Raw genomic sequence first — 24,242 nt, forward strand, 5'->3', positions numbered from 1 at the left:
GTGCTCAGCTCGATCTTAGGATGGCCTGATGGTCACCACTCTCCCCACCACGGCGATCCTCGGCGCCGGCTCGATGGGCGGCGCGATCCTCGCGGGTCTGCTCTCGCCCGACGTCGTCGTCGAGGGCGGCGTCCGCGTCACGAACCGCACCGAGGCCAAGGCCGTCGCGCTCCGCCGCGGCTCGGTCACCTCGCTCGCCACCGAGACCGACCCGACCGCCAACGCCTCGGCGGTCGTCGGGGCGTCGGTCGTGCTGATCGGCGTCAAGCCCGGCATGGTCGTCGACCTCCTCCGCGAGATCGGCCCGGCCCTCGAGCCCGGCACCGTCGTCGTCAGCCTCGCCGCGGGCGTCACGACGGCCACGATGGAGGCGGCGCTGCCCGAGCACGTGCCCGTGCTCCGGTCGATGCCGAACACGCCCGCCGTGGTCGGCCTCGCCGTCACGGGCCTGGCCGCCGGCTCCCGCTCCTCGGAGGCCGACCTCGGGCTGGCGCGACGCGTCTTCGAGGTGGTCGGCGACGTCGTCGTCGTGCCCGAGGAGCAGATCGACGCCCTCAGCACGATCTCCGGCTCGGGCCCGGCCTACGTCTTCTACCTGATCGAGCAGCTGCAGGAGGCGGCGGTCGCGCTGGGCTTCACGCCCGCGCAGGCGGCCACGCTCGTCCAGGGCACGTTCCGCGGGGCGAGCGAGCTGCTCGCCGCGAGCGACCTGCTGCCGGCCGCCGAGGCCCCGGCGGAGCTGCGTCGTCGCGTGACGAGCCCGGGCGGCACCACCGAGCGGGCGGTCGCGGAGCTCGCCGACGGCGGCCTCCGCGAGCTGTTCGAGCGTGCGACGCAGGCCGCGCTGGCCCGCAACCGGGAGATCGCGGCCGGCAGCTGAGCGTGGCGGGCGGCGAGCCCGGCAGGCTCCCCGGTGGCGTGCGGCGACGAGTCGACCGATCGCCCTCCGCGACGCGCCTCAGCTGTCGAGGGCGGCGAACCGCTCGATCGCCCGGCTGTCGCCGGAGACGATGATGAGGTCGTGGTCGCTGATGACCGTCTCGGGCGTCGCCTCCTCGAACGCGCCTCCCGGGCTCTTCACGCCGACGATGGTGATGCCGTACTTCTTGCGGATGTTCGAGCTCGCGAGCGAGGCTCCCCGCACCGGCTTCGGTGGGTACATCTTGACGATCGCGAAGGCGTCGTCGAACTCGATGTAGTCGAGCATGCGGCCCGAGACGAGGTGCGCGACGCGCTCGCCGGCCTCGCGCTCCGGGTAGATGACGTGGTTGGCGCCGATGCGGGCCAGGATCTTGCCGTGCGACTGGCTGATCGCCTTCGCCCAGATCTGCGGCACCTTCAGGTCGACGAGGTTCGCGGTGATCAGCACGCTCGCCTCGATCGATGAGCCGACGGCGACGACCGCGATCGAGAAGTCCTGGGCGCCGATCTGCTTGAGCGCGTCGATGCTGCGGGCGTCGGCCTGCACCGCGTGGGTGACCCGGTCGGCCCACTTCTGCACGAGGCCCGCGTCGGTGTCGACGGCGAGCACGTCCCTGTCTTGTCGCTCGAGCTGGCCGGCGGTGGCGGCGCCGAACCGGCCGAGGCCGATGACGAGCACCGGGGCGTCGTGCTTGATCTTGTCAACCAACGATCGGTCGCTCCTCGGCTCGCGTGAACAGCTGGCGTCGCTGGCTGGCGGCCAGGGCGACGGAGAGTGTCACTGTACCAACGCGGCCCATCCACATCGTGACCGCGAGGATGTACTTGCCGGAGTCGGGGAGGCGGTCGGTCAGCCCCGTCGACAGGCCCGAGGTGGCGAAGGCCGAGATCGACTCGAACAGCACGTGGTCGAGGGGCTCCTTGGTGATGTGCATGATCAGGATGCTCGACACGGCGACGATCGTCGCGCCCCAGAGCACCACGCTGACCGACAGGCGGAGGACGTCGCTCGGGATCCGGCGGCCGAACGCCTCCATCGAGCGGTTGCCCCGGGCCTCGGCGAACGCGGCGAGGAAGAGGACGGCCAGGGTCGTCACCTTGATGCCGCCGGCCGTCGACGCCGACCCGCCGCCGATGAACATGAGCATGTCGGTGACGAGCAGCGACGAGCCGTTGAGCTCGGAGATGTCGATGGTCGCGAACCCGCCCGACCTCGTCATCGTGCTGAGGAAGAGCGACTGGAAGATCGTCGGCCCGGCCGCGATGTCGCCGAAGGTCTCCGGGTTGTCGAACTCGAGCACGATGTAGAGGACGGTGCCCGCCAGGAGCAGGACGCCGCTGGTCACCAGCGTGAGCTTGACGTGGACCGACCAGCGGCGCGGGTTGCGGGGGTTGCGGGCCAGCGCGTAGATGACGGGGAACCCGATGCTGCCGAGGAAGACGCCGACCATGATCAGCGACAAGAACCAGTAGTCGTCGGCGAACGGGGCGAGCCCGTCGGCGTTCGGCGTGAAGCCGGTGTTCGTGAAGGCCATCGCCGAGTAGTAGAAGCTGTCGAGCACCGCGTCGCCGAGGGGGATGCCGTCGAGCAGCACGCGGGGGATGAGCAGCAGCGCGATGACGGTCTGGATCACGGCCGAGCTGAGGGCCACGGTGGCGAGCAGCCCGCCCACCTCGCCGAGCCGCACGGCCTGGCCCTCAGGCACCGGGCCCGCGTGCACGCGGAGGGGGTTGCTGTCGGAGGCGGCCATCAGCCGGGCGCGGAGGCCCAGCTTCCGCGAGACCACCAGCCCCATGATCGACGCGAGCGTCAGCACGCCGATGGCGCCGATCTGCACCCCGACGAAGATGACGACGTGCCCGAACAGCGACCAGTGCGTGGCCATGTCGACGGTCGCGAGCCCGGTGACGCAGATGACCGAGACGGCGGTGAAGAGGGAATCGGCCAACGGGGTCCTGCTGCCCTCGGCCGACGAGACCGGCAGCGAGAAGACGAGCGTGAAGACCACGATGAGGCCGGTGAAGATCATGATGGCGAACCGCGCCGGCGAGTGCCGCCCGATGTCGTCGATCCACTCGGAGAGCCGCGCGAAGGGGCTGCGGGGGTCTCGACGGGGCAGGCGCCGATCGGCGACGGAGGGGCGCGACACGGTCGTCATGGTACTCGGGGGCCGTGGTCGTTACTGTGGCTGCATGCCCGACATCTTCAGCGTGATCGCCGACGGGACGCGCCGCGACCTCCTGAAGGTGCTGCTCGACGCGCACGTCTCGGCCGACTCGGCCACCGGCGACGTCAGCGTCGGCGAGATGGTCACGGCCCTCGGCCTCAGCCAGCCGACGGTGTCGAAGCACCTCCGCGTGCTCCGCGACGCCGGGCTCGTGCACGTCCGCGAGGTCGGCCAGCATCGCTACTACGGCATCGAGACCGTCCCGCTCGAGACCGTCGAGGACTGGCTCATCCCCTTCCTCGGTGCGGGCGCCGCGGACGAGCTCGACGGCGTCGCCTCCGGCGCGTTCGCCGCGTGGGCGGGGGTGGCCATGCCGGCGCCCATCCGCCGGGCCGCCGAGAACCTCCCCGACGCGGGCGACGTCGGGAGCACGCTGGGCCGTGCCGTCGCGGACGCCCAGCACCGCGCCTCCTCGGCCCTGCACGACGCGCAGAGCGCCCTCGACGAGCGGGTCATCGAGCCGGTGCGCAAGCGCCTCGGCCGCTGACGACCGATCCGTTGCACGGGGTCGGCCACGCCCCTAGAGTGGCCACGACCCGGGAGCTGCCGCTGCCGGTGCCCGACGACGAAGGTGGACCCGTGGCGCACGACCTGTCAGACGTGAGGTTCCTCACGGTGGCCGAGGTGGCCGACATGATGCGCGTGTCGCGGATGACCGTGTACCGCATGGTGCACTCCGGCGAGCTGCCCGCGATCCGCTTCGGCCGCTCGTTCCGGGTGCCCGAGTCGGCCGTCGCGGCCGTCCTGCAGATCGGCGTCGCCGACGTCGGCTGACGCCACTTCGACATTCGGGTCCGGCCCTTGTAGACTGCCCCGAGGTATTTTTCCGCGGTTCTGTTTCGGACCCGGTTGTTCCGATCCAGTCCAATCAGCGAGGTCCACATGGGTTCTGTCATCAAGAAGCGTCGCAAGCGCATGGCGAAGAAGAAGCACCGCAAGCTGCTCCGCAAGACGCGCCACCAGCGTCGCAACAAGAAGTAGCCGCCAGGCTCCGCGTGCCCCTGACCGTTCCGGTCAGGGGCCGCTTTCTTTTGTCGGCTCCTTCGGTGCCCATGGCGCCCTGCCGGGCGCTGCGCCCTGCCGGGCGCCGCCCTGCGGGCCAGCCGCCGACGCCGTAGCTTCCTGCTTCCCTCCCCTGCTGCTGCTGCTTCGTCGTTGGTGACAGCACATGCCGACCGATCTGCAGCTCGGACTCGTCCAGGGCGTGGATTCTCCCGTATCAGGAGGCCGTGAGTCGGCAATTGCGACAGAGGGGAGAGGAAGCGAGGAGCAGGGGATCGGTGGCACATCACGCCGCGGGATGCGCGGAGGCAGGGGCCGGTAGGGTCGGGGCGTGAGTGCTCCCCGCCTGTCCCTGCTGACGAAGCCCGGCTGCCACCTGTGCGACGACGCCCGCAGCGCCCTCGACGCCGTGCTCGCCGAGCCGGAGTTCGCGGCCCACGACCTCGGCTACGTCGAGACGAACATCCTCGACGACGCCGCCCTCCGCGACGAGTACGCGGAGGAGATCCCCGTCGTCCTCATCGACGACCGGGTGCACACCATCTGGCGCGTCGAGCCCGATCGCCTGCGCACCGCCCTGCGCAAGGCCGTCCTCTGACGAGCTGACTCCCCGGCGCCGCCCTCCTGGCCGCCCGACTCCGCCGGCGACCCCCGCGACGACGACGGGCCCGCCGAGATCGCTCTCGTCGGGCCCGTCGCAGCGTCACGGTCCGCCCCGCAGGGCGGTGTCGACTACGGCGTGAGGCGCGTCGGCCCGCGGAACAGGTACGTCACCTCGCGGAGGTTCGGCTGGTGCAGCATCAGCATCAGCACGCGCGCCAGGCCCATGCCGAAGCCACCGTGCGACGGGGCGCCGTAGCGGAAGAAGTCGAGGTAGCCGCCGAGCTCCTCCGGCTTCATGCCCTTCTCGCGGATCTGCGCCTCGAGCACCTCGACGCGGTGCTCGCGCTGGGCGCCCGTGGTGATCTCCGTGCCGTTGTAGATGAGGTCGTAGCTCTTCGTGAGCTGCGGGTCGTCGTCGTGGCGCATGTGGTAGAACGGCCGGATCGACGCGTCGTAGTCGGTGAGGAAGACGAAGTCGTGGTCGAACGTCTCCTTCACGTACGCGGCGATCTGGCGCTCGCCCTCCGGGTCCATGTCGGCGTCGGCCCGGGGCACGACGTAGCCGCGGTCGGCGACGATCTGCTTCGCCTCGGCCAGCGGGATGCGCGGGAAGGGCGTCGTGGGCACGGTCAGCTCGACGTCGAAGAGCTCCTGGATCTCGGCGCCGTGCTTCTCGACGACGGCCGTGAACGCGGCGACCAGGAGCTCCTCCTGCATCTGCATGACGTCCTCGTGGGAGTCGACGTAGCTGATCTCGGCGTCGACGCTGGTGTACTCGGTCGCGTGCCGCGAGGTGAACGACGGGTCGGCACGGAAGACCGGGGCGATCTCGAAGATCTTGCCGAAGCCCGCCGACTGCGCCATCTGCTTGAAGAACTGGGGGCTCTGCGCAAGGAAGGCGCTGCCCTCGAAGTAGTCGACCTTGAAGAGCTCGGCGTTCGACTCGCTGGCCGACGCCATGATCTTCGGGGTGTGGATCTCGATGTAGCCGCGTTCGACCCAGTACGTGCGCATGGCGTGCTCGAAGGTCGTCTGCACGCGGAAGATGAGGGCGTTGCGCGGCACGCGCAGGTCGAGGAAGCGCCAGTCCATGCGCTTGTCGATGCCGCTGTCGGCGGCGATCGGGGTCTCGGGGTCGGCGAGGCTGTCGACGACGAGGGTGTCGATCTTCACCTCGATGCCGCCGAGCTTGACGCGCTCGTCGTGCTTGAGCTGGCCCGTCACGGTGACGAAGCTGCCCTGCGAGAGGCCGGAGATCGCGTCGGCGACCTCGTCGGTCTCGCCCGCCTCGGCGAGGACGTCGGCCGCGGTGCGCGGGCGGACGAGCTGGACGGCGCCGGACTCGTCGCGGAGGACGACGAACTGCACCTTCTTCTGGTCACGGACCGTGTCGACCCAGCCCGCCACCGTGACGGTGCCGTCGGGGAGGGGAGCGAGGTCGTTGATGAGGGTGCGTTCGATCACGAGGCCCGACTTTACCGTGCGCGGGCGTCCCTGCGGACCCCGCACCGCGCCTCCTGTGGGTCTCCCCGGTGGGAGGTGTGCGCCGGGCCCCGACCTAGACTGGGGCGCATGCCCGCCCAGCAGATCCACCTCGTGCGCCACGGTGAGGTGCAGAACCCCGACCACGTCCTCTACGGCCGACTCGAGGGCTTCGGGCTCAGCGAGCTCGGCCACCGCATGGCGGCCTCGTCGGCCGCGATGCTGCAGGCGCAGGGCGCCCCGGTCGCCGCGATCGTCGCCAGCCCGCTGCAGCGCACGCGCGAGAGCGCGGCTCCGTGGGCCGAGGCCTTCGAGCTGCCGGTGCAGGTCGACGAGCGCCTCATCGAGCCGACCAACAAGTACGAGGGGCGCCGCAGCGACTTCACGGTCGCGAAGCAGCTGGCCGTGCCCGCCGAGTGGCCGTGGATCGTCAACCCGCTCAAGCCGAGCTGGGGCGAGGCCTACGTCAGCATCGCCGCCCGCATGCTCGCCGCGGTCGACGAGGCCTGGTCGAGCGTCGACGGCGGCGACGTCGTCCTCGTCAGCCACCAGCTGCCCATCTGGATGGTGCACCGCAGCGTCACCGGCGCGCGCCTCTTCCACGACCCGCGTCGCCGCCGCTGCTCGCTGTCGAGCGTGACGACCCTCGAGCGCCGCGGCGACCGCTTCGTCGAGGTGGGCTATCAGGATCCCGCGGCAGACTTGCTCGCGAACGCCGTCGACCTGGGAGCAGTGTGACCACCCGAGCACCGTCCGACGGGGCCTCCGCGGCCCCGTCCACCACCCGTCCGTCCCTGCGTCGGCGCACCGTCCGCGGCCTCGCCGCCGCGGCCGTGCTCGCCCTCGCCCTCGCCGGCTGCACGTCGGCGAACGACGGCCTCGCGCAGCAGTACGCCGACGGCGGCACCGAGAACTACATCTCCGGCGAGGGCACCGTGACGGAGGTCCCCGTCGACGAGCGACGCGACCCGGTCGAGTTCACGGCGACGACCGACGCGGGGGACGAGGTCTCGCGCTCCGACCTCGACGGCCAGGTCGTCGTTCTCAACTTCTGGTACGCCAGCTGCCCGCCCTGTCGGCAGGAGGCGCCCGACCTGCAGCAGCTCAGCGAGGCCCACGAGGGCGACGGCGTGCAGTTCCTCGGCGTGAACGTGCGCGACCAGGCCAAGACGTCGCTCGCCTTCGCCGAGAAGTTCGGCGTCACCTACCCCTCGGTCGTCGACACCAACGACGGCACCGTGCAGCTCGCGCTGGCGGGCACCATCGCCCCGAACTCCGTGCCGACGACGATCGTGCTCGACAAGCAGGGCCGCATCGCCGCGCGCATCCTGGGCGGGCTGCAGGGCCCCAGCATCCTCGACCAGCTGATCAAAGACGCCGTCGCCGAGCAGGCCTAGGTGTACCAGGGCAACCCCTTCTTCGACGCGGTCGCCGGCGGGCAGCTGGCCGTCGCGCTGCCCGTGGCGGTGCTGGCGGGCCTGATCTCGTTCCTGTCGCCCTGCGTCCTCCCGCTCGTGCCCGGCTACCTCGGCTACGTCGGCGGCCTGACCGGCGGCGCCCGCGACGACGCCGGCCGCGCCCGTGACCGTCGCCGGGTGGTCATCGGCGTGCTCCTCTTCATCGCCGGTTTCTCGGTCGTCTTCGTCGGGGCGAACCTCGCCTTCGGCGCCGTCGGCTTCTGGCTGATCCAGTGGCGCGAGCTGATCGTGCGCGTGATGGGGCTCGTCGTGATCGCGCTCGGCCTCGTCTTCATCGGCCAGTTCACGGTGCTGCAGCGCACCCTCAAGCCGGGCTTCACCCCGGCGACCGGCCTCGCCGGCGCCCCGCTGCTCGGCATCGTGTTCGGCCTCGGCTGGACCCCGTGCGTCGGGCCGACGCTCGCCGCCATCACGGCGATGTCGCTGAACACCGGGTCGGTCGGCCAGAGCGTGCTGCTCGGCGTGGCCTACTGCATCGGCCTCGGCGTGCCCTTCCTGCTCGTCGCCCTCGGCCTCGGCTGGGCGTCGCGCTCCATCTCGTTCGTCAAGCGGCACATCCGCGTCGTCAACATCGTCGGAGGTTCCGTCCTGGTGGTCATCGGTCTTCTCATGGTCACCGGGCTCTGGTCCGCGCTGATGTCCGAGGTCGGGGCGGTGATCGCGGGCTATGGCACGATCGTCTGACCGCGCGCCCGGCGCGACCGGCACCCCCGACGCCGTCGACAGCACCGAGGTCACCGACGGCTCCGACGCCGTCGGCGACCCGCTGAGGCCGAGCGACCACTACGACTCGGTCGCCCCCGCCGAGCCCGCCGACGGCGACGCGGCCGCGTCCGCCGGTGGCGACCGCGACGGCGGGGTCACGAACCCGCGCCTCGGCCTGGTCGGCTACCTGCGCTTCTTCTGGCGCCAGCTGACGAGCATGAAGACGGCGCTCTTCCTCCTCATGCTGCTCGCGGTGGCGGCGATCCCCGGCTCGCTCGTGCCGCAGCGCACCTCCGACCCGAACGGCGTGGTCCAGTACCGGGCCGACCACCCCGACCTCTTCCCCGTGCTCGACAAGCTGGGCGTCTTCGACACCTACTCGTCGCCGTGGTTCTCCGCCGTCTACCTGCTGCTGTTCATCTCGCTGATCGGCTGCATCATCCCACGCACGAAGCACCACTTCGAGGCGCTCCGGGCCCGCCCGCCGAGGACGCCCGCGCGGCTCTCCCGCCTGGCCGGCTACCGCTCGGTCACGCTGGAGGCCGGTGAGGGAGGCGCGTCGGGCGTCGACCTCGACCCCGCCGCCGCCGTCACGGCGGCCCGCGCCCAGCTGAAGCGCGCCGGCTACCGCACCGAGGTCTTCGGCGACTCGGTCAGCGCCGAGCGCGGCTACCTCCGCGAGACCGGCAACCTCGTCTTCCACTCGGCGCTCGTCGGGGTGCTGCTCACCGTCGGCGTCGGCGGGGGGTTCGGCTACACCGGCCAGCGCGTGATCGTCGAGGGCCAGACCTTCACGAACGCGCTCGTGTCGTACGACTCGTTCAACCCCGGCCGGTGGTTCAGCGACTCGCAGCTGTCGCCGTACAACATCACGCTCGACAAGTTCCGCACGACGTACGAAGAGACCAACACCGACGCGCTGGGGCAGCCGACCGACTACACGGCCGACGTCACGACCCGGACGCAGGGCGGCGACCCGCGGTCGACGCAGATCAAGGTCAACAGCCCGCTCGCCATCGGCGGCTCGACCGTGTACCTGCTCGGCAACGGCTACGCGGTCGACGTGACCGTCACCGCGCCCGACGGCAGCGAGCCGTTCACCGACACGATCCCCTTCCTCCCGCAGGACGCGAACCTCACGTCGCAGGGGGTCGTCAAGGTGCCCGACGGGCTCTCCGAGCAGGTCGGCATGATCGGCTTCTTCTACCCGTCGGCGGTCGAGACCGGGGACGGCTCGGGGATCCTCGCCTCCAGCTACCCCGACCTCCTCAACCCGGTGCTGAGCCTCAACGTCTACGACGGCGACCTCGCGCTCGACGACGGCGTGCCGCAGTCGGTCTACTCGCTGAAGACCGACGACATGACCGAGATCGCCGGCGCGGGGGCGGAGAACGGCCAGAAGGCCCTCCAGCTCAGCCCGGGCGAGACGGTCGACCTGCCGAACGGCCTCGGCACGATCACGTTCAACGACGTGAAGCGCTTCGCGTCGCTCGACGTGCACCACGACCCCTCGCAGGTGTGGGTGCTGCTCTTCGCCGTGCTCACCTTCGGCGGCCTGCTCACGGCCCTCTTCGTGCCCCGTCGCCGCGTCTGGGTCGCGGCCACGGCCACCGGCACCGGCCTCCGGCTCGAGTACGCCGGCCTCGCGCGAGGGGAGGACCCGACGCTCGACCGGGCCGTCGGCGAGGTCGCCCGCACGCACCTCACGACCCTCGGCGTGCCCGCCGAGGCGGCGAAGGCGGCGTCGCGCCCCGGCTCGACGTCGAACGACACGGGGCCCTCCGCGTCGCGCGGCGGACGTAGGATCACTCCGTGACCGCCGACCTCGCCTACTACTCGCTCGTCGCCGTCTACTCGGCGATGGCGATCTACACGATCTCCTTCGTGACCTTCGCCCTCGACCTGGCGAAGCGCTCCGGCGACGCCCAGCAGGCCGCCTCGGCCGTCGCCGTCCCGGCCGCCCCGGTGGGGTCGTCGGGCGGCACGCTCCGCAAGGGCGCCGGCGGGGGCAGCACCATCGTGCTCGACCGTGCCGACACCGTCACCGGCGGGGGCGACGTGCCCGGCGCCTCCGGCGGTCGCCGCGCCTCGAAGTTCGAGCGCGTCGCCACGTCGCTGCTCGTGCTCGGCCTGCTCGTGCACGTCGCCTCGGTCGTGATGCGCGGGATCGCCGCGGGTCGTGTGCCGTGGGCCAACATGTTCGAGTTCTCGCTGACCGGCACGGCGATCATCGTCGGCGTGTACCTCGTCGTGAAGCTCTTCGTCGACATCTCGTACCTCGGCGCCTACGTCACCGGGCTCAACCTCATCCTGCTGGCGATCGGCACGGTCAACTACTACGTCGCCGTCTCGCCGCTGCAGCCCGCGCTGCAGTCGGCCTGGCTGGTCATCCACGTGCTCGTGGCCATCCTCGGCACCGGGTTCTTCGCGATCGCGGCCGGCCTCTCCGTCGCGCAGCTGATCCAGACCAAGCGCGAGCAGGCGAAGCTGGCGAACCTCCGCTTCATGGACACCCTGCCCGCGGCCGACCGCCTGGAGGACCTGGCGTACCGCGTGGCCCTCGTCGGCTTCGTGCTCTGGACCTTCACCCTCATCGCCGGCGCCGTCTGGGCCGAGCGGGCCTGGGGCCGCTACTGGGGCTGGGACACCAAGGAGGTCTGGACCTTCATCATCTGGGTGCTCTACGCCGGCTACATCCACGCCCGCGCGACGCGCGGCTGGCGCGGTGCCCGCTCGTCGTGGCTGTCGATCATCGGCTTCGCGGCCGTCATGTTCAACTTCTCGATCGTCAACGTGTTCTTCAAGGGACTGCACGCCTACTCGGGCCTCTGATCCGACCCTCGGCCCCGTGCGGCCGGCCCCGGGGCCCTCAGGAGTCGCGGGTCGCAGACAGCACGTCGTGGCAGGCCCGCAGGCGGTCCCGCCACCAGCGCTGCCTCTCGTCGGGGGCAGCGTGCTCGCGCAGCAGGTCGTGGTCGACCTCCACCCGGCGCACCTCGATCGCCCCGTCGACCGGGAGCAGCGGCCGCCGGGTGACGTCCGCCGCCAGCAGCGCGGCCGTGCCGAGTCCGCAGTCGTGCTCGAGGCCGGGCAGCGTCGCCGCGAGGTGGGCGCCCGTGCTGAGGCCGACGGAGGTGTCGAGGGCGCTCGAGACCACGACGGGCAGGCCCGCCGCCTCGACGACCTCGAGCGCCGCGCGGATCCCGCCGAGCGGCTGGGCCTTGATCACGAGCAGGTCGGCGGCGCCCGCGCGGGCGACCGCCAGGGGGTCGTCGGCTCGCCGCACGCTCTCGTCGGCGGCGACCAGGACACCGAGACCGGCCGTGCGGCGTCGCAGCTCGGCGAGCTCGGGCACCGTGGCGCAGGGCTGCTCCGCGTACTCCAGGGCGTACGGGGCCAGCGCGAGCAGCGCCTCCTCGGCCTCGTCGACCGACCAGCCGCCGTTGGCGTCCACGCGCACGCGGCCCTCGGGGCCGACGTGGCGCCGGGCGGCGGCGACCCGGGCGACGTCGTCGGCGAGCGTCTGCGTGCGGTCGGCGACCTTCACCTTCACGGTGCGGCAGCCGGGGAAGCGCGCGAGCACCCCGGGGACCTCGTCGGGGCCGACGGCGGGCAGGGTCGCGTTCACGCGCACGGTGTCGACCCGGGCGACGTGCGGCGCGCCCCAGCCGAAGTCGACGGATGCGGCGAGCCAGGTGGCGGCCTCGGCGGGGAGGTACTCGACGAACGGGCTGAACTCGGTCCAGCCCCGCGGCCCCTCGACCAGCAGGGCCTCGCGCACGACGATGCCGCGGAACCGGGTGCGCAGCGGCAGGGCCACCACGTGGGCACCGTCGAGCAGCTCGCCGACGGGCGGGAGGACGGCAGGTACGACGCTCGGCACGTCTCCAGTCTGTCACCGGGACGGCCGCTAGGGTCGGTCACCATGGCCGTTCCCGAGACCGACCCGACCGAGCCCGGCGGGCCCCGCGACCCCCGGCAGCGCCCCGAGCAGCCCGGCTCCGCCGCCGCCGACGACGGCCTCGCGGTCTTCGACGAGGCCACCCACGACGAGGCCGCCCAGCCGGCCCGCAGCCGGCGGCTCGGCGTCGTGACCCTCGGACTCGGCCTCCTCCTCCTCGCGCTCGACGGCCTGGCGGTCGGCCTCCTCGCCGCCGACCTCGTCACCGCCGCGGCCTCGATCGCGCTCGTCACGATGCTCGCGTCGGTCGTCGTGGGCGTCGTCGCGCTCGTCGCCGTGGCGCTCCGCCGCGGTCGGTGGCCGGGCGTCGCCGCCGTGCTGGTCTGCGTGCTCGCGAACCCGTTCGTCTTCGTCTACCTGCTGGGCCGCGCGCTGCCGCAGTTCTAGGCCCGTCCGCGCAGGCCCTGCTCGAGGCCCCGCCCCCGCCGCCGGTCGTAGGCTGGCGGGCATGCGCGACACCGTCTCCGACCTCTTCGACCCGACCGAGTGGCGCGAGGTGCCCGGCTTCGCCGACCTCACCGACGTCACGTACCACCTCGACGTCGATGGCCGCGTGGCGCGAGTCGCCATCGACCGCCCCGAGGTCCGCAACGCCTTCCGGCCGCGCACGGTCGACGAGCTGTACCGCACGCTCGACCACGCGCGGCAGCAGAGCCGGGTCGGCGTGGTGCTGCTGACCGGCAACGGACCCAGCGCGAAGGACGGCGGCTGGGCCTTCTGCAGCGGCGGCGACCAGCGCATCCGCGGCCGCGACGGCTACAAGGCCGAGGGCGACGAGGCGAACGTGGCCGACCCCGCCTCGGCCGGCCGCCTCCACATCCTCGAGGTGCAGCGGCTGATCCGCTTCATGCCCAAGGTCGTCGTCGCCGTGGTGCCCGGGTGGGCCGCGGGCGGCGGCCACTCGCTGCACGTCGTGTGCGACCTCACGATCGCCAGCCGCGAGCACGGCAGGTTCAAGCAGACCGACGCTGACGTCGGCTCGTTCGACGCCGGCTACGGCAGCGCCTACTTCGCGAAGCAGATCGGCCAGAAGCTCGCCCGCGAGGTGTTCTTCCTCGCCGAGGAGTACAGCGCCGACCGTGCGCACGAGATGGGCGCGGTCAACCGCGTCGTGCCACACGCCGACCTCGAGAAGGAGGCGCTGGCGATGGCCCGCGTCGTGCTCACGAAGTCGCCCACCGCGATCCGCATGCTCAAGTTCGCCTTCAACGCGACCGACGACGGCATCGTGGGCCAGCAGGTCTTCGCGGGCGAGGCGACGCGCCTGGCGTACGGCACCGACGAGGCCGTCGAGGGCCGCGACTCCTTCCTCGAGAAGCGCGAGCCCGACTGGTCGCCCTTCCCGTGGCAGTACTGAGGGCGGCGGGGCCGGGGAGGCGCGGGGCATGACCCGGCCCTTGGTCGCGGTCGACGCCCGCTCGCCCGAGCGCGTCCTGCTCGCGCTGCGGGAGGCGCTGGCGGGCGGCCCGGCGGTCGCCCCGCGGACGGACGACGTCGTGCCGGCCGACCTGCCGACGACCGTGCCGCTGCCGGTCGCCCTCGTGATCGAGACGAGCGGCTCGAGCGGCCGCCCCAAGCGGGTCGCGCTCGGCACCGACGCCCTCCTGGCCGGCGCGGCCGCCGCCGACGGGGCGCTGGGCGGGCCGGGGCAGTGGCTCCTCGCCCTCCCCGCGCACTACGTGGCCGGCACCAACGTGCTCGTGCGGTCGATCGCGGCCGGCACCGAGCCGGAGCTGCTCGCGCCCGGCCACTTCGACGCCGCGGCCTTCGCGCGGGCGGCCGCCCGCCTGACGCACCCGGTGCGGTACACCTCGCTCGTCCCGGCGCAGCTGGTGACCGCGCTCGACGCCGCCGAGCACGACGAGGGCGTCGCCACGGCGCTCCGCGGCTTCACGGCCGTGCTGGTGGGCGGGCAGGCGACGCCGGCCTCCGTCGTCGACCGGGCCCGCGCCTCCGGGGTCCGCGTGGTGCGCACCTACGGGTCGAGCGAGACGAGCGGCGGCTGCGTGTACGACGGCCGGCCCGTGGGGCAGGCCCGGGTGGCCGTCGTGGACGGCCAGGTCGAGCTCTCCGGCCCGTCGCTCGCCGAGGGCTACCTCGACGACGAGGCCCGGACGGCCGCCGCGTTCGTCGAGCGGGACGGGCGGCGCTGGTACCGCACGGGCGACGCGGGCACGGTGAGCGACGAGGGCCTCCTCACGGTGACCGGGCGCCTCGACGACGTCGTGGTCTCGGGCGGCGAGAAGGTGTCGCTCGGGGCCGTCGAGCGGGTCGTGCGCGAGCTGCCGGGCTGGGCCGGGGCTGTCGTCGTCCGGTCGACGCACGAGCGCTGGGGCGAGGTCCCCGTCGTGGTGCGCGCGGGGGAGTGCCCGGAGGGCGGCACGCTGGCCGAGCTCCGCGCGGCCGTGGTGGCCGAGGCGGGCCGCGCCGCCGCGCCCGACCGGGTGGTGCTCGTGACGCGGCTGCCCCTGCTGCCGAGCGGCAAGCCCGACCGGCTCGCGCTGGAGCGCCTCGTCGCGCCCTGACCGCGCCCGGGGCGGGAACTACACTCGTCGGGTGGCCAAGACGACGACATCCAGGACGAAGCGCAGCGGACGACCGGGCGGCCGCCCGGGGAAGCAGCCCGCACGTCGGGTCACGGCCCGCGACTGGATCGGCGGGGCCCGGCTCCGCACCCTGCCGCTCGCCGTCGCGCCGGTCGCCCTCGGCACCGGCGTCGCCCGCGCGAACGGCGACTGGGACCTGCTGCTCGCCCTGCTCTGCCTCGCCGTCGCGGTGTTCCTGCAGGTCGGCGTCAACTACTCGAACGACTACTCCGACGGCATCCGCGGCACCGACGAGTTCCGGGTCGGGCCCGCCCGCCTGACGGGCTCGGGCGCCGTCCGGCCCCGCACGGTGCTGCGCGTCGCCCTCGTCTCGTTCGCCGTCGCCGCGGTCGCCGGCGTCGCGGTCGTCGTGCTCACGCAGCAGTGGTGGATGCTGGCGGTCGGCGCCGCCGCCGTGGTCGCCGCCTGGTTCTACACCGGCGGAAAGCGCCCCTACGGCTACAACGCGCTCGGCGAGGTCTTCGTCTTCGTCTTCTTCGGCCTCGTGGCGACGGTCGGCACGACCTTCGTTCAGCTCGGGCGCTTCCCCGCCGACGCCTGGGTCGCGGGCGTCTCCGCCGGGCTGTTCGCCTGCGCCGTGCTGATGGTCAACAACATCCGCGACATCCCCCAGGACCGCGCGGCAGGCAAGCGCACCCTGGCGGTCGTCGTCGGCGACCCGGTGGCCCGGGCGCTCTACGCGTCGTTCCTGCTGCTGCCGTTCCTCATCCTCGTGTACTTCGGCTTCCTGTACTTCCACGCGCCGTACGTGTACTTCACGCTGCTGACGGCCGTGCCCGCGGCCGTCATCGGCGTCACGGGCAAGACCCCGAAGGAGCTGATCCTCGCCCTGCAGCTGGCGTCGCTCACGGCGCTCCTGTACGGGCTCGCCCTCGCCGCCGTGCTGTTCGCCTAGGCGCTGCGGCCGGGGCCCTCGGGCCGGCCGTCCGTCGGGCTCGATCCGGCGTCGTCGGCGGCGGTCGGGTCGGCGGCAGGGGCCTCGGCCTCGGCCTCGGCCAGGCGGGCGTCCTGCTCGGCGAGGTCGTCGTCCTCCGCCAGGGTGTCGCGGTCGAGCGGCTCGGGCCGCGAACGGCGGTCGGCCAGCTCGAGCGCGACCTCCCGCCGCAGGCCGGCGAAGAAGATGTACGAGACGCAGAACGCCACCACCGCGGCGAGCAGCGTCGCGAGGTAGGGGTTCGGCAGCAGCAGCACGAACAGGACCAGCGCGACGAGGAAGATGCCGAGGCGCAGGACCGTGTACTTGACCCAGGGTTTCACGCGCTGATCCTAGCCGCGGCCGCCGGTGCGCCCGCCGTGGGCCGCTCGCCGGCACCGGGCGCCGCGTGCCCAGCCGACCCCCGGGAGCGACGCCTATGATCGTCGCCATGGTCAAGTTCTGGGTGGTGGCGATCGTCGCAGCGTCGGCGTTCGTGATCTACGCCCTCGTCGACTGCCTCTTCGCGGAGTCGAGCCGGTTCCGGGCGCTGAACAAGCCGCTCTGGGCGGCGATCATCGTCCTGCTGCCCGTCGTCGGCGCCGTGCTGTGGTTCCTGCTGGGCCGGGCCCGCAAGGCGGGCCGGGGCCCGCAGCGCCGCTTCATCGCCCCCGACGACGACCCCGACTTCTCCGGCCGCTCGGCCGCGACGGTGACCGACCTCGACCGGGAGACCACCGACGAGCGGATCCGCCGCCTCGAGCAGGAGCTCTCCGAGCTCGACAACGACGACAAGACCGGCACGGCCTGAGGCCGTGAGCACCGACTCCTCGGGCTCCGCGCTGCCTGACGACCACGACGCCGTCCAGGGCGAGGCCGAGGCCGACACCGACGGGTCCGCCGCGCGTCCCGGCGACGACGCCGGCAGCGGCAGCGGCAGCGACCACGGGCCCGGCGCAGAGCGCTCCGGCAGCGTCGCCACCGACTACGCCGTCGCGCTGCTCGCCGCGCTCGTCGACGCGGGCGTGCACGAGCTCGTCCTCAGCCCCGGCTCGCGGTCGCAGGCCCTGGCTCTCGCTGCCGCCGAGTTCGAACGGGCGGGCCGCCTCCGCCTCCGCGTGCGGATCGACGAGCGGAGCGCCGGCTTCACCGCCCTCGGCCTCGCCGTCGAGACCGGTCGGCCCACCGCGGTCGTGACGACCTCCGGCACGGCCGTGGCGAACCTCCACCCGGCCGTGCTGGAGGCCCACCACTCCGGGGTGCCGCTCGTCCTCCTCACCGCCGACCGGCCGGTCGAGCTGCGGGGCGTCGGCAGCAACCAGACGACCGTGCAGCCCGGTCTCTTCGGCCCGGCCGTCCCGTGGGTCCGCGACGTCGAGGCGCCGTCCGAGGGTGACGTCGACGTCGAGGCCGTCCGTCGCCTCGCCCGGGCGGCGGTCGCGGCCTCGCTCGGGGCCGGCGGCGACGACGGCCGTGAGACCCCGGGCCCGGTCCAGCTCAACGTCGCCCTGCGCGAGCCGCTCTCGGCGGCCGTGACGACGCTGCCCGCGGCCCGCCCGGGCGAGGTGACCCGCCCCTCCGCGGGGCCCGCCCACCGGCTCCCCGTCGACGACGACCCGGCCACGCTGGTCGTGGCGGGCCACGACGCCGGTCCCGACGCCGAGCGCCTCGCCCGCGAGCTCGGCGCCCCCCTCGTGGCCGAGGTCTCGAGCGGCGCGCACTTCGGGCCGAACCTCGCCCTCGGCTGGCGCACGCTGCTCGCCGATGCGGAGTTCGGCGGGCTCGTCCGCCGCGTGGTGGTCGTCGGCCACCCGACGCTGACCCGCCAGGTGCCCGCCCTGCTGGCGCGCCCCGACGTCGAGGTCGTCGTCGTCCGCGGGCGCACCGCCGACGCCTACGACCCGAGCCGCCGCGCGACCGTGGTCGCCGCCGTCGAGGTCGCCGCCGGTGGGGGAGGCGCCCCCGACGACCGCGCCCACCGGGCCTGGGTGGGCCGCTGGGTGCACGCCGGCCGCGCGCTCGTCGGCGACCCGGAGCAGGCGCCCGACCTCGACGCGGCGACGAGCGACGACGCCTCGGTGCGGGCGGAGTTCCTCCGCGGCGAGGTGCAGCTGCTGCGCCGCGGGGTCACGCGTCGCGCCCTGGCCGAGACCCTCTGGCGCGTCACCTGGCCGCACGACCGCCTCGTGCTCGGCGCCTCCCGGCTGATCCGCGAGGTCGACGAGGCGGTGCCCGGCAAGAAGGTGCCCGTCCACGCGAACCGCGGCCTCGCCGGCATCGACGGCACCGTCGCGACCGCGACCGGCATCGCCCTCGCCAGCCAGCTCGACGAGTCGCGCCCGGGCGTGACGCGCGTGCTGCTCGGCGACCTCACCCTGCTGCACGACGTCGGCTCGCTGCTCTTCGGCGACGGCGAGGTGCGGCCGCGTCTCCAGGTCGTCGTCGGCAACGACGGCGGCGGCACGATCTTCGACGGCCTCGAGGTGGCCGCGACGGCGCCCGCCGACGCGATGACCCGGGTCCAGTTCACCCCGCAGAGCGTCGAGCTCGCCCCGCTGGCCGCCGGCTACGGCTGGCACCACGTGCGCGCCGCGACGCGGGCCGAGCTCGACCAGGCCCTCGCCCGCCGCTGGGACGGCCCGGTGCTGATCGAGGTCCCGCTCGCGCGCTGAGGCCCCGCGGCCGGCGGGCGTGCCCGGACTCGGCGGCCGCACCGCGACTCCGCCCGGCCCCTGTCCGCCCGCCGCACGTAGGCTCGGCCGCATGGCCACCACCTGGACGTCCGAGCCCGCCGAGATCCTCCGTGCGGGCACCGACTTCGCCCTCGCCGACGTCGACCCCCGGTCGACGCCGGGCTTCGCCGGCGACAAGGGCTACGCGCGGCAGGTGCTCGAGTCCGGCCGCGAGGCGCTGAGCGACCTCCAGGAGCGCCTCTTCGCCAGCAGCCGGACGGGCGGCGACCAGGGCTCCGTCCTCCTCGTGCTGCAGGGCACCGACACCTCGGGCAAGGGCGGCGTCGTCCGTCACGTCGTGGGGTCCGTCGACCCGCAGGGCGTCGCCCACCACGCGTTCAAGCAGCCCACCGAGGAGGAGCTCGCGCACGACTTCCTCTGGCGCGTGCGCCGCGAGCTGCCCGGCCCCGGCATGATCGGCGTCTTCGACCGCTCGCACTACGAGGACGTGCTGATCGGCAAGGTGCGCCGCCTCGCGTCGCCCGAGGAGGTCGAGCAGCGCTACGACGACATCGTCGCCTTCGAGCGCGAGCTGGCGGAGTCGGGCACGACCATCGTCAAGGTCATGCTGCACGTCTCGCGCGACGAGCAGGGCGAGCGGCTGCGCGCCCGCCTCGACGACCCCGAGAAGCAGTGGAAGTACGTGCCCGGCGACCTCGACGACCGCCTGCTCTGGTCGGACTACCAGGAGGCGTACGAGACGGCGATCCGACGCACGAGCACGGAGGCGGCGCCGTGGTTCGTCGTGCCCGCCGACCGCAAGTGGTACGCCCGCGTCGCCGTGCAGCGCCTGCTGACGGCCGCGCTGAGGGCGCGCGACCCGCGCTGGCCGGCCGCCCCGTACGACGTCGAGCTGGAGAAGGTCCGGCTCGCCTCGACCTGATCGGCCGGCGGAGCGTCCTCGGGGGGTCCTCCGTCAGGAGGCGCGGCTCCGGAGGGCGTCGCCGGTGCCCCTCGGCAGACGGAGGCCCTCGGGCAGGCTGAGCAGGGCGAGCGCCGCGAGCACGACGAGGGCCACCTGGTAGCCGGTCGCCGGGTCGGAGCCGCCGTCGGCGGAGGCCGCCAGGTCGGCGAGGCGGACGGCGAGGGCCGTCACGGCGACCCCGAGGCCCACGGCGAGCTGGCTCGTGATGGACGCGATGGCGTTCGCCGGGCCGATCATCGGCGCGGGCACGTCGGCGAACTGCAGGGTGTTGTAGGCCGTGAAGCCCACCGAGCGGAAGACGCCGCTCAGCAGCAGCACCGCCGCGACCAGCACCGGCGAGTCGTCGGGCCGCACGAGCGCCGTCGCGACGAAGGTCGCGGCGAGCCCGACGGTCGCGACGACGATGATCGGCACGACCCTGAAGCGGTGCAGCAGGGGAGTCGTGAGCGGCTTGACGGCGAGGTTGCCGACGAAGACCCACATCAGCATCACGCCGGCCTCGACCGGCGACCAGCCGAAGCCGTCCTGCAGCAGCAGGGGCACGACGAACGGGACGCCGTTGACGACCGCGCGGTAGAGCGAGCCGCTGAGGTTGGTCACGCGGAACGAGCCGATGCGGAACGCCGCGAGGTCGAGCAGCGGGTGCCGTGCGCGTCGGAACCACCGCACGGCCGCCACGCCCGCGAGCAGCGCCACGACCACGAGGGCCGCTCCGAGGGCGACCGTCGACGGAGCGCCGAGCAGGTCGAAGGCCACGACCAGCGAGACGATCGACGTCACGACGAGCAGCAGGCCGACGACGTCGAGAGGCTGGGGGTCGCCCGGCTCCGGGCTCGGCACGACCCGCCACGCGACGACGAGGAGGGCGACGCCGACCGGCACGTTGACGAGGAAGACCCACTGCCAGCCGAGGTGCTCCGTCAGCAGCCCGCCGATCAGCGGAGCGACGACGGGGGCGACCAGCGCCGGCCAGGTCAGGTAGGCGATGGCGCGGATGAGCTCGGACTTCTCCGTGCTGCGGAGCACGATCAGCCGCCCGATGGGCACCATCATGCTGCCGGCGAGGCCCTGCACCACCCGCGACGCCGTCAGCGAGACGAGGTCGCCGCTCAGCGCGCAGGCCACCGACGCGAGCGTGAAGAGCACCACGGCGGCGAGGAACACCCGGCGGGCGCCCCACCGCTCCGCGAGCCACGCGCCGAGCGGGATGAACGCGGCGACGGCGACGAGGTAGCCGGTGACGGCGATGCCGAGCTGCGCGGGCTGCACCCGGAAGTCGGCCGCGACGGAGGCCGTGGCCGTCGACAGGATCGTGGCGTCGAGGTTCTCCATGAAGAAGGCCGCCGCGACCACGAGCGCGACCGGTCGCGACCAGCCCTGGCCGGCCCGCGCCTCCCCGGCTCCGGCCCCCTGCGGAGCGTCCTGCCCTGCGCCTCCTCGCGCCCCCGGCGACGTCACTGCGAGAACGCCTGCACGACGGGCTGGAACTTCATGGTGGTCTCGGCGACCTCGCGCTCGGGGACGGACTCGGCCACGACGCCGGCCCCGGCGAACGCGCGCACCTCGCCCTCGGGCGAGACGTGGGCACAGCGGAGGGCGATCGCCCACTCGCCGTCGCCGTCGGCGCCGACCCAGCCGACCGGCCCCGCGTAGCGGCCGCGGTCGAAGGGCTCGAGCTCGCGGATCAGCGCGAGCGCCTCGCGGGTCGGCGTGCCGGCCACGGCGGCCGTCGGGTGCAACGAGTCGATCAGGTCGAGCGAGCTCGACCCGTCGGTCAGGCGCCCGCGCACGTCGCTCGCCAGGTGCCAGAGGTTGGGCAGCTTGAGGGTGAACGGCTGCTCGCCCGTCACGACGTCGGTGGCGTGCGGGCCGAGCGAGAGCAGCAGGCTGCGGAGCGCGAAGGCGTGCTCGTCGAGGTCCTTCGGGGAGGTGGCCAGGGCGTGGGCGGCGCGCTCGTCGCTCACGGCGTCGACGCCCCGGGCGGCGCTGCCCGCGAGCACGCGCGCGGAGACCTCCCCGCGCTCGGAGCGCACGAGGGTCTCGGGGCTCGCGCCGATCAGCCCGTCGACCGCGAACGCGTAGCAGTCCGGGTAGGCGGTGAGCAGGGTGGCCGCGACGAGGCGCAGGTCGGCCTCGGGCGGCAGCTGGCCGACGACGTCGCGGGCGAGCACCACCTTGCTGACGTCGCCGGCGCCGATGGCGTCGACGGCCCGGGCGACGGCGTCGGCGTAGCCCGCGGCCGACAGCTCGCCCTCCCGCAGGCGGAGGCGCACCGAGGCCCCCACGGGCGTGCCCGCGGGCAGCTCGGCCCCGTCGACGCGGGTGATCCACGCGACGCCGTCGCGACGGCCGATGACGATGCTCGGCACGATCAGCACGCTCGTGTCGGCGGACTCGTCGTCGAAGGCGAACGATCCGAAGGCGATCAGGCCGGTGCCCGGCACGCGGACCTCGTCGTCGACGGCCGCCCGGCCGGCCAGCTCGCGCCAGGCGGCCGCCGCGTCGCGCATGCGGGAGGGGCCGGAGAACTCGAGCCGGACGGCCTCGCCGATGCCGGCCATGCCGGCGCCGCCGCGCACGAAGACGAGCGGGGAGCTGCGGTCGACGACGTCGAGCAGGGGGCTGATGTGGTCGATCCGGGTGGTGCGGACGGAGAGGGAGGGGACGCGCGGCGACGGGAGATCCACCGCGTCAGCCTACTCGGGCAGCGCCCAGTGCATGCCGGTAGGATCGACCATCGTGACCAAGGCCGATATGAACAAGCAGCCCAGCGAGGTCGCGTCCATGTTCGACGGCGTCGCCCAGCACTACGACCGCACGAACGACGTGCTCTCCGCGGGCAACGCCGTCCTGTGGCGCGTCGCGACCGTGAAGGCCATCGGCGCGGGCCCGGCCGACAAGGTCCTCGACATCGCCGCCGGCACCGGCACGAGCTCCGTCGCCATCGCGCGCCGCGGGGCCGAGGTGATCGCGCTCGACTTCTCGCACGGCATGGTCGAGGTCGGTCGCCAGCGTCACCCCGAGATCGAGTTCGTCGAGGGCGACGCCGAGTCGCTTCCCTTCGACGACGACACCTTCGACGCCGTCACCATCTCGTTTGGCCTCCGCAACGTCAACCGGCCGAAGGTCGCGCTCGCCGAGATGCACCGCGTGCTCAAGCCCGGCGGCCGCCTCGTCGTGTGCGAGTTCTCGACGCCGCCGTTCGGCCTGCTCCGCGCGGCGTACCACGCGTACCTCCGCGTCGGGCTGCCCCTGATCTCCAAGGTCACCAGCAGCAACAGCCCCGCCTACTCCTACCTCGCCGAGTCGATCGAGAAGTGGCCCGAGCAGCAGGTGCTCAGCCAGTGGCTGCGCGGCGCCGGCTTCACGCGCGTGGCGCACCGCAACTTGAGCGCGGGCATCGTGGCCCTGCACCGGGGTCGCAAGCCCTCCTCGACGCCCTCGCGCGCCTCCTCGTCCTCGACGGCGAAGTAACCGACCCACGCCGGTCCTCCCGACCAGACGACAAGGTGACCCCATGAACCCGAGCGTGCCGCTGACCCGCAACTCCCTGAGCGCGAGCCTGGGCCTCGGCGAGAAGCTCTTCGCCTCGCCCGCCGAGCGCCGCTTCGTCGCGGCCGTCGACGACGGCCTCGAGCTGGTCGAGTCCGGCCTGCTGCGCGAGATCGCCTTCGCCGACGAGATCGCCGACGCGACGACCCGCTACCTGCTCGCCGCCGGCGGCAAGCGCGTGCGGCCCACGCTGACGCTGCTCATCGCCCAGCTCGGCGAGGGGGCGACCCCCGGCATCGTCGCCTCGGCGCAGGCGACCGAGATCACCCACCTGGCGTCGCTCTACCACGACGACGTCATGGACGAGGCGCAGATGCGCCGGGGCGTGCCGAGCGCGCAGACGGTCTGGGGCAACAACGTCGCCATCCTCAGCGGCGACCTGCTCTTCGCCCGCGCCAGCACCATCGTCTCCGGCCTCGGCCAGGAGGCGATCCTGCTGCAGGCCGAGACGTTCGAGCGCCTCTGCCTCGGCCAGCTGCACGAGACGATCGGGCCGAAGGCCGACGACGACCCCATCGCCCACTACATCGACGTGCTGGCCGACAAGACCGGCTCGCTCATCTCGACGGCCGCCCGCGCCGGCGTGATGTTCTCCGGTGCTCCGCGCGAGTACCTCGAGCCCGTCGCGACGTTCGGCGAGAAGATCGGCATCGCGTTCCAGCTGATCGACGACGTCATCGACCTCTCCGACCCCGCCGACCACACCGGCAAGGCCGCCGGCACCGACCTCCGGGCCGGCGTCGTCACCCTGCCGCTCCTGTACCTCCGCAAGGAGGCGCAGACCGACATGGAGGCCGCGGCCCTGCTCGGCCTCATCGAGCGCGTCGTCGAGGTCACCCAGGCCGACGACGACGAGGCGCCCCGCGTCGACGAGGAGGCGTTCGCCGACATCGTGCGCCAGCTCCGCGAGCACGAGGTCACCGAGCGCACCCGGCTCGAGGCCCACCGCTGGGCCAACGAGGCCCTCGAGGCGCTGGCGCCCCTGCCGTCCGGTCCGGTCAAGAAGGCCCTGACCCGGTTCGCCGACCGGGTGGTCGAGCGCTCCGCCTGACCGGCACCGCGCCTCCCGGGGCCTCGGCTCCGAACCACGACAGCACCACCACGACCTGCGGTGCCCCGCACCGACCACCGGCC

At 73.4% G+C, this 24,242-nt stretch carries 26 protein-coding genes; 19 read left to right on the forward strand and 7 right to left on the reverse strand.

The window, feature by feature from the left end:
- Positions 1-28 precede the first annotated feature (28 nt).
- Positions 29-880, forward strand: coding sequence for a pyrroline-5-carboxylate reductase (gene proC, locus FHR77_RS02040; RefSeq protein WP_167258438.1), 852 nt, complete (start codon positions 29-31; stop codon positions 878-880).
- Positions 881-958: 78 nt separating this feature from the next.
- Here proC and FHR77_RS02045 read toward each other — a convergent pair whose 3' ends face one another.
- Together FHR77_RS02045 and FHR77_RS02050 are read right to left on the reverse strand one after the other, a co-directional pair.
- Positions 959-1,630: a potassium channel family protein gene (locus FHR77_RS02045; RefSeq protein ID WP_056052929.1), complete on the reverse strand. Its 672-nt coding sequence runs from the start codon at positions 1,628-1,630 to the stop codon at positions 959-961.
- Positions 1,623-3,071 carry a TrkH family potassium uptake protein gene (locus FHR77_RS02050; protein WP_369814244.1) on the reverse strand — a complete coding sequence of 483 codons (1,449 nt, stop codon included), beginning with the start codon at positions 3,069-3,071 and terminating at the stop codon, positions 1,623-1,625. Before FHR77_RS02050 ends, FHR77_RS02045 begins: the two co-directional genes overlap by 8 nt.
- Positions 3,072-3,114: 43 nt before the next feature.
- Between FHR77_RS02050 and FHR77_RS02055 the strand changes: the two genes are divergently transcribed.
- The 4 genes from FHR77_RS02055 (at position 3,115) to FHR77_RS02070 (ending at position 4,749) form a co-directional block, all read left to right on the forward strand.
- The gene (locus tag FHR77_RS02055) at positions 3,115-3,636 is read left to right on the forward strand and encodes an ArsR/SmtB family transcription factor (RefSeq protein WP_056052936.1); all 522 of its coding nucleotides are present in this window, start codon (positions 3,115-3,117) and stop codon (positions 3,634-3,636) included.
- 92 nt (positions 3,637-3,728) lie between these two features.
- Positions 3,729-3,923 (forward strand): helix-turn-helix domain-containing protein, encoded by a 195-nt coding sequence (locus FHR77_RS16320; RefSeq protein ID WP_082514421.1) that lies wholly within the window; start codon positions 3,729-3,731, stop codon positions 3,921-3,923.
- 108 nt (positions 3,924-4,031) lie between these two features.
- A complete protein-coding gene (locus FHR77_RS02065; protein ID WP_003792170.1) occupies positions 4,032-4,130 on the forward strand; it encodes a 30S ribosomal protein bS22 in 99 nt (32 codons plus the stop codon).
- Between the two features lie 352 nt (positions 4,131-4,482).
- Positions 4,483-4,749 (forward strand): glutaredoxin family protein, encoded by a 267-nt coding sequence (locus FHR77_RS02070; protein WP_167258440.1) that lies wholly within the window; start codon positions 4,483-4,485, stop codon positions 4,747-4,749.
- Positions 4,750-4,883: 134 nt separating this feature from the next.
- Here FHR77_RS02070 and aspS read toward each other — a convergent pair whose 3' ends face one another.
- Positions 4,884-6,218: an aspartate--tRNA(Asn) ligase gene (gene aspS / locus FHR77_RS02075; protein WP_167258442.1), complete on the reverse strand. Its 1,335-nt coding sequence runs from the start codon at positions 6,216-6,218 to the stop codon at positions 4,884-4,886.
- 108 nt (positions 6,219-6,326) lie between these two features.
- On the opposite strand from aspS, the gene FHR77_RS02080 reads away from it, so the two are divergent.
- From FHR77_RS02080 to ccsB, 5 genes are read left to right on the forward strand one after another with little or no spacing between them, the layout of a single operon-like run.
- The gene (locus tag FHR77_RS02080; RefSeq protein WP_056052943.1) at positions 6,327-6,974 is read left to right on the forward strand and encodes a histidine phosphatase family protein; all 648 of its coding nucleotides are present in this window, start codon (positions 6,327-6,329) and stop codon (positions 6,972-6,974) included.
- Positions 6,971-7,633, forward strand: a complete 663-nt coding sequence (locus FHR77_RS02085; protein ID WP_341777185.1) for a TlpA family protein disulfide reductase — start codon at positions 6,971-6,973, stop codon at positions 7,631-7,633. The genes FHR77_RS02080 and FHR77_RS02085 overlap by 4 nt, the downstream gene beginning before the upstream one ends.
- Entirely contained in the window at positions 7,634-8,398 is a 765-nt protein-coding gene (locus FHR77_RS02090; RefSeq protein ID WP_167258444.1) for a cytochrome c biogenesis protein CcdA, read from the forward strand.
- A complete protein-coding gene (gene resB / locus FHR77_RS02095; protein WP_167258445.1) occupies positions 8,382-10,235 on the forward strand; it encodes a cytochrome c biogenesis protein ResB in 1,854 nt (617 codons plus the stop codon). Before FHR77_RS02090 ends, resB begins: the two co-directional genes overlap by 17 nt.
- Positions 10,232-11,251 carry a c-type cytochrome biogenesis protein CcsB gene (gene ccsB, locus FHR77_RS02100; protein WP_369814245.1) on the forward strand — a complete coding sequence of 340 codons (1,020 nt, stop codon included), beginning with the start codon at positions 10,232-10,234 and terminating at the stop codon, positions 11,249-11,251. Before resB ends, ccsB begins: the two co-directional genes overlap by 4 nt.
- A 37-nt stretch (positions 11,252-11,288) precedes the next feature.
- Here ccsB and FHR77_RS02105 read toward each other — a convergent pair whose 3' ends face one another.
- Positions 11,289-12,302: an o-succinylbenzoate synthase gene (locus FHR77_RS02105; protein WP_167258447.1), complete on the reverse strand. Its 1,014-nt coding sequence runs from the start codon at positions 12,300-12,302 to the stop codon at positions 11,289-11,291.
- A gap of 42 nt (positions 12,303-12,344) precedes the next feature.
- Between FHR77_RS02105 and FHR77_RS02110 the strand changes: the two genes are divergently transcribed.
- The 4 genes from FHR77_RS02110 (at position 12,345) to FHR77_RS02125 (ending at position 15,881) form a co-directional block, all read left to right on the forward strand.
- Positions 12,345-12,767, forward strand: coding sequence for a hypothetical protein (locus FHR77_RS02110; RefSeq protein WP_167258449.1), 423 nt, complete (start codon positions 12,345-12,347; stop codon positions 12,765-12,767).
- A 61-nt stretch (positions 12,768-12,828) separates the two neighbouring features.
- Positions 12,829-13,737: a 1,4-dihydroxy-2-naphthoyl-CoA synthase gene (locus tag FHR77_RS02115; RefSeq protein ID WP_167258450.1), complete on the forward strand. Its 909-nt coding sequence runs from the start codon at positions 12,829-12,831 to the stop codon at positions 13,735-13,737.
- A gap of 28 nt (positions 13,738-13,765) precedes the next feature.
- The gene (locus FHR77_RS02120) at positions 13,766-14,905 is read left to right on the forward strand and encodes an AMP-binding protein (protein ID WP_167258452.1); all 1,140 of its coding nucleotides are present in this window, start codon (positions 13,766-13,768) and stop codon (positions 14,903-14,905) included.
- A 31-nt stretch (positions 14,906-14,936) separates the two neighbouring features.
- Positions 14,937-15,881 carry a 1,4-dihydroxy-2-naphthoate polyprenyltransferase gene (locus tag FHR77_RS02125; RefSeq protein WP_056052963.1) on the forward strand — a complete coding sequence of 315 codons (945 nt, stop codon included), beginning with the start codon at positions 14,937-14,939 and terminating at the stop codon, positions 15,879-15,881.
- On the opposite strand, the gene FHR77_RS02130 is transcribed toward FHR77_RS02125, so the two are convergent.
- Positions 15,878-16,243, reverse strand: a complete 366-nt coding sequence (locus FHR77_RS02130; RefSeq protein ID WP_167258454.1) for a DUF4229 domain-containing protein — start codon at positions 16,241-16,243, stop codon at positions 15,878-15,880. The two genes, FHR77_RS02125 and FHR77_RS02130, sit on opposite strands and share 4 nt — an antisense overlap.
- Positions 16,244-16,350: 107 nt before the next feature.
- On the opposite strand from FHR77_RS02130, the gene FHR77_RS02135 reads away from it, so the two are divergent.
- The 3 genes from FHR77_RS02135 (at position 16,351) to FHR77_RS02145 (ending at position 19,514) form a co-directional block, all read left to right on the forward strand.
- On the forward strand, positions 16,351-16,710 hold the full coding sequence (locus tag FHR77_RS02135; protein WP_167258456.1) for a PLD nuclease N-terminal domain-containing protein: 360 nt from the start codon (positions 16,351-16,353) through the stop codon (positions 16,708-16,710).
- A gap of 187 nt (positions 16,711-16,897) precedes the next feature.
- The gene (gene menD / locus FHR77_RS02140; protein ID WP_243861452.1) at positions 16,898-18,571 is read left to right on the forward strand and encodes a 2-succinyl-5-enolpyruvyl-6-hydroxy-3-cyclohexene-1-carboxylic-acid synthase; all 1,674 of its coding nucleotides are present in this window, start codon (positions 16,898-16,900) and stop codon (positions 18,569-18,571) included.
- 91 nt (positions 18,572-18,662) lie between these two features.
- The gene (locus FHR77_RS02145) at positions 18,663-19,514 is read left to right on the forward strand and encodes a PPK2 family polyphosphate kinase (RefSeq protein WP_167258458.1); all 852 of its coding nucleotides are present in this window, start codon (positions 18,663-18,665) and stop codon (positions 19,512-19,514) included.
- Between the two features lie 33 nt (positions 19,515-19,547).
- Here the strand turns inward: FHR77_RS02145 and FHR77_RS02150 are convergent, their stop codons facing one another.
- Positions 19,548-21,014 carry an MFS transporter gene (locus tag FHR77_RS02150; protein ID WP_167258460.1) on the reverse strand — a complete coding sequence of 489 codons (1,467 nt, stop codon included), beginning with the start codon at positions 21,012-21,014 and terminating at the stop codon, positions 19,548-19,550.
- Positions 21,011-22,243, reverse strand: coding sequence for an isochorismate synthase (locus tag FHR77_RS02155; protein ID WP_167258462.1), 1,233 nt, complete (start codon positions 22,241-22,243; stop codon positions 21,011-21,013). Before FHR77_RS02155 ends, FHR77_RS02150 begins: the two co-directional genes overlap by 4 nt.
- A gap of 52 nt (positions 22,244-22,295) precedes the next feature.
- Between FHR77_RS02155 and ubiE the strand changes: the two genes are divergently transcribed.
- Both ubiE and FHR77_RS02165 read left to right on the forward strand, forming a co-directional pair.
- Positions 22,296-23,030: a bifunctional demethylmenaquinone methyltransferase/2-methoxy-6-polyprenyl-1,4-benzoquinol methylase UbiE gene (gene ubiE / locus FHR77_RS02160; RefSeq protein WP_056052980.1), complete on the forward strand. Its 735-nt coding sequence runs from the start codon at positions 22,296-22,298 to the stop codon at positions 23,028-23,030.
- Between the two features lie 43 nt (positions 23,031-23,073).
- Positions 23,074-24,159, forward strand: a complete 1,086-nt coding sequence (locus FHR77_RS02165; RefSeq protein WP_167258464.1) for a polyprenyl synthetase family protein — start codon at positions 23,074-23,076, stop codon at positions 24,157-24,159.
- Positions 24,160-24,242: the final 83 nt, after the last annotated feature.

This window comes from Frigoribacterium endophyticum (genome assembly GCF_011759585.1).
Lineage (GTDB): Bacteria > Actinomycetota > Actinomycetes > Actinomycetales > Microbacteriaceae > Frigoribacterium > Frigoribacterium endophyticum.

Excerpts from the sequence above, each read along its gene's own strand:
- FHR77_RS02110 (WP_167258449.1), top strand. The coding sequence starts at position 12,345 with ATGGCCGTTCCCGAGACCGACCCGACCGAGCCCGGCGGGCCCCGCGAC.
- proC (WP_167258438.1), top strand. The coding sequence starts at position 29 with ATGGTCACCACTCTCCCCACCACGGCGATCCTCGGCGCCGGCTCGATG.
- FHR77_RS02135 (WP_167258456.1), top strand. The coding sequence starts at position 16,351 with ATGGTCAAGTTCTGGGTGGTGGCGATCGTCGCAGCGTCGGCGTTCGTG.
- FHR77_RS02115 (WP_167258450.1), top strand. The coding sequence starts at position 12,829 with ATGCGCGACACCGTCTCCGACCTCTTCGACCCGACCGAGTGGCGCGAG.
- resB (WP_167258445.1), top strand. The coding sequence starts at position 8,382 with ATGGCACGATCGTCTGACCGCGCGCCCGGCGCGACCGGCACCCCCGAC.
- FHR77_RS02065 (WP_003792170.1), top strand. The coding sequence starts at position 4,032 with ATGGGTTCTGTCATCAAGAAGCGTCGCAAGCGCATGGCGAAGAAGAAG.
- FHR77_RS02080 (WP_056052943.1), top strand. The coding sequence starts at position 6,327 with ATGCCCGCCCAGCAGATCCACCTCGTGCGCCACGGTGAGGTGCAGAAC.
- FHR77_RS02165 (WP_167258464.1), top strand. The coding sequence starts at position 23,074 with ATGAACCCGAGCGTGCCGCTGACCCGCAACTCCCTGAGCGCGAGCCTG.
- FHR77_RS02145 (WP_167258458.1), top strand. The coding sequence starts at position 18,663 with ATGGCCACCACCTGGACGTCCGAGCCCGCCGAGATCCTCCGTGCGGGC.
- FHR77_RS02055 (WP_056052936.1), top strand. The coding sequence starts at position 3,115 with ATGCCCGACATCTTCAGCGTGATCGCCGACGGGACGCGCCGCGACCTC.
- FHR77_RS02120 (WP_167258452.1), top strand. The coding sequence starts at position 13,766 with ATGACCCGGCCCTTGGTCGCGGTCGACGCCCGCTCGCCCGAGCGCGTC.